We start from the raw sequence: 3,247 nt of genomic DNA on the forward strand, positions 1-3,247 counted from the left end.
GCTTGAGACCGCTATCGCAGGCAAGCCAGCGCCCACACTGGAATGCATTCCTTCCATTGAAATGCGCTCAACTGTGGGAGCCGGGCTTGCCCGCGATCCGCCACAGGCGGCCATTCACCGAGGAATCAAAGCCCCCGGCACCTGAATGACCCGGCCCGCCAACCGATGCCCAGCCACTGCGGCCTCTTGCGGCGACCCACCCTTGAGCCGACTGGCCAGGTACGCCGCGCTGAACGAATCCCCCGCCGCCGTCGTATCCACCACCTTCTCGACCTTCAGCGCCGGCACGGCAAAACGCTCGCCATCACAGCGAATCAAACATTCCTCTGCCCCGCGCTTGAGCGCCACTTCAGCAATCGCCGGGTACGCCGCAAACACCTGCTCGCTGTCTGCGTAGCCAAACAACGCCTGCTCGTCATCCTCGGTCAGCAAGGCCATATCCACCTCGGCCATGACCCGCTGATACGCCTCGCGCGCCGCCTCGACATTGGCCCACAGCCGTGGGCGGTAGTTGTTGTCAAACACCACCTTGCCGCCGCGTCGGCGGGTTTCGGTCAGGGTGTGCAGCAATCGTTCGCGCCCGACCTCGCCCAGTACCGCCAGGGTGATGCCGCTGAAATACACCACGTCGTAACCCGGCAAGGCCGCCAGGATCGGTTCGGCGGCGGGTGTGGTGAAGCAGTCGCGCACGGCGGCTTCGTTGCGCCAGTAAAGGAATTTGCGCTCGCCGTTGGCGTCGGTCTGGATGCAGTACAGCCCCGGCAGACGCCCGGGCAACCGTTGGACCATCGCCAGGCCAAGGCCCTCTTGCGCCCAGTGTGTGCACATGGCATCGCTGAAGCTGTCGTCGCCCAGGGCGGTGACATAGTCGACCGTGCCGACAGCGCCCAGCTCGCGGCGCAGGTACACCGCCGTGTTCAGGGTGTCGCCGCCGAAGCTCTGATGCAGGCTGCCGTCGGCGCGGTGTTGCAGTTCGATCATGCATTCGCCGATGAGGGCGATGCGGGGTTGGGTGTTCATGGCTTTTGTCTCGGGTGTGGCTGATGGCCTCTTCGCGAGCAAGCCGGCTCCCACAGTTGCCTGCATTCCTTCAGATAAAACGCAGTCAATGTGGGAGCGGGCTTGCTCGCGAAAGGAGCAACGCGGTCTAGAAGCAGGTGTGCAGCGACTCGATCACCTGCAACTGCTCATCCACCAGGCAGCCGACCTGCCACTTGTCGAAGGTCAGGCACGGGTGGGAAGTGCCGAAGGAGATGATGTCGCCGATACGCAGCTCAACCCCGGACGGCACAGTCATGAACGCATGCTGGTCCATCACCGCCGTGACGTTGCAGGCCGTCACATCATCGCCTTCGGCTGGCAGGATGCCGGCTTTGTAGCGTTTGAGTGGCACCGGTAAACCGGCGTCGTAGGCCACGTCGCGCTTGCCCAGGGCGATCACCGCAAAACCTGGCTCGGGCAACGATTGCACATGGGCCCAGACTTCGAGCGCCGGGCGCAGGCCTTCGTTAAGGTCGCTGCGGCGGTCGAGTACGCAGCATTGCGCCTCTTTGTAGATACCGTGGTCGTGGGCCACATAACTGCCTGGGCGCAATACGCTGAGGAAGCGGCCGGCGGCGTTCTGTTCTTCAAACGACTCGGCGATCAAGTCGTACCAGGCCGAGCCCGACGCGGTGACGATCGGCTTGGGCAAGTCAAAAGAGCCGTTGTTTTGCAGGTCCACCGCCAAACGTACCAGGCTGGCGGCGAAGGCGCGGATGCCACTGATGGCGTGCTCGCCGTGGATCACGCCTTCGTAGCCTTCAATACCGGTAAGCGCCAGGGCTGGCTGGGCCTTGATCGCCTTGGCCAGTTCGCGCACTTCTTCCTCACTGCGGCAACCGCACCGGCCGCCGACCACACCGTACTCAATCATCACGTTCAGGCGCAGGCCACGGGCGGCGAAGAACAGGCCCAGGTCAGCGACGTTATCGGGGTGATCGACCATGCAATGGAAGTCAAAATCCTGATCGGCCAGCAGGTCGGCGATCAGCGCCATGTTTGGCGCGCCCACCAGTTGGTTGGCCATCAGCACGCGGCGTACACCGCCGGCGTAGGCGGCGCGGGTTTGCACCGCGTTGGCCAGGGTAATGCCCCAGGCGCCCGCAGCGATCTGACGCTGAAACAGCGCCGGCATCATGCTGGTTTTGCCATGGGGCGCGAGTTCTGCGCCGCTCTTGCTGACAAAGTCCTGCATCCAGCGAATGTTGTGTTCCAGCGCGTCGCGGTGCAGCACCAGGGCCGGCAGGCTGACGTCACGGACCAGATGCGCACCGACGGCGGCGGCGCCTTTTTCAACGGCGTTGAGGGCAGACATGGAAAACTCCTATTCGTTAATGCGCCGGGCCAGGTTGTTGGCGCTGTCGATCAACACCCGGCGATAGTCGTTGTAGTTTTTGATCGCATCGGCGCGCGGGGCGACGATGCACAGGGTCGCAATGCTGATGCCTTGCGCGTCCCGGACCGGGGCGGCAAAACAATGGGTAAAGGTATCGGCCACGCTGTCGAAGGAAAAGAAGCCATCGAGTGTGGCCTGACGGATTTGCGCCAGGAAGGTTTCCAGCGCCAAGCGCTGGCCGTCCGGCAGGATGAAGTCGTCGTAGTCGATCAGGTCGATGATCTGTTGATCGCTCAAGTGCCCCAGCAGCAGGCGCCCGGACGCGGTCCACGGGATCGGCGCGTTTTCGCCGATGTCCGAGGAAATCCGAAAATGCCGCTCGCCTTCACGCATCAACGCCACCGTGTATTTGCGCCCATTGAGCAGGCACATCTGCGCGGTTTCGTGGGTCTGGCTGACGATTTCCTGCAAGGCGTGGTCGGCCTCGCGGGTCAGGTCGAAATGGCGCAGGTGCGCCTGGCCGAGAAAGTACAGCTGGCGGCCCAGGTAGACGTGACCGTCCTTGCCCACCGTTTCGAGGATGCGCCGTTCGAGCAAGGACGCGACCAATTCGTAGACGGTGGACTTGGGGCTGCCGATGCCGCTGGCAATATCATTCGGGCGCAGGGGCTGGCCGATTTCCTTGAGAAAGTCGAGGATATCGAACGCACGGTCCAGTCCTTTGGCGCGGCGTTTGATGGTGTCTTCGGTCATGGCAGTGTGAGTCCCGTTCAAAACATTACTATCAACACAAATCTCCTGTGGGAGCGGGCTTGCTCGCGAATGCGGTGGATCAGTTACAGATGCATTCGCTGACACACCGCATTCGCG

Annotated in this window: 3 protein-coding genes; all 3 read right to left on the reverse strand. The window is 62.9% G+C overall.

Annotated elements, in window-relative coordinates:
• Positions 1–114 precede the first annotated feature (114 nt).
• On the reverse strand, positions 115–1,020 hold the full coding sequence (locus tag WBB95_RS12820) for a sugar kinase (protein WP_424487913.1): 906 nt from the start codon (positions 1,018–1,020) through the stop codon (positions 115–117).
• Between the two features lie 127 nt (positions 1,021–1,147).
• Positions 1,148–2,356: an amino acid deaminase gene (locus WBB95_RS12825; RefSeq protein WP_424487914.1), complete on the reverse strand. Its 1,209-nt coding sequence runs from the start codon at positions 2,354–2,356 to the stop codon at positions 1,148–1,150.
• Positions 2,357–2,365: 9 nt separating this feature from the next.
• The gene (locus tag WBB95_RS12830; protein ID WP_221294494.1) at positions 2,366–3,130 is read right to left on the reverse strand and encodes an IclR family transcriptional regulator; all 765 of its coding nucleotides are present in this window, start codon (positions 3,128–3,130) and stop codon (positions 2,366–2,368) included.
• Between the last annotated feature and the right edge of the window lie 117 nt (positions 3,131–3,247).

The organism is Pseudomonas sp., from assembly GCF_049645325.1.
In the GTDB taxonomy this organism is placed as follows: domain Bacteria; phylum Pseudomonadota; class Gammaproteobacteria; order Pseudomonadales; family Pseudomonadaceae; genus Aquipseudomonas.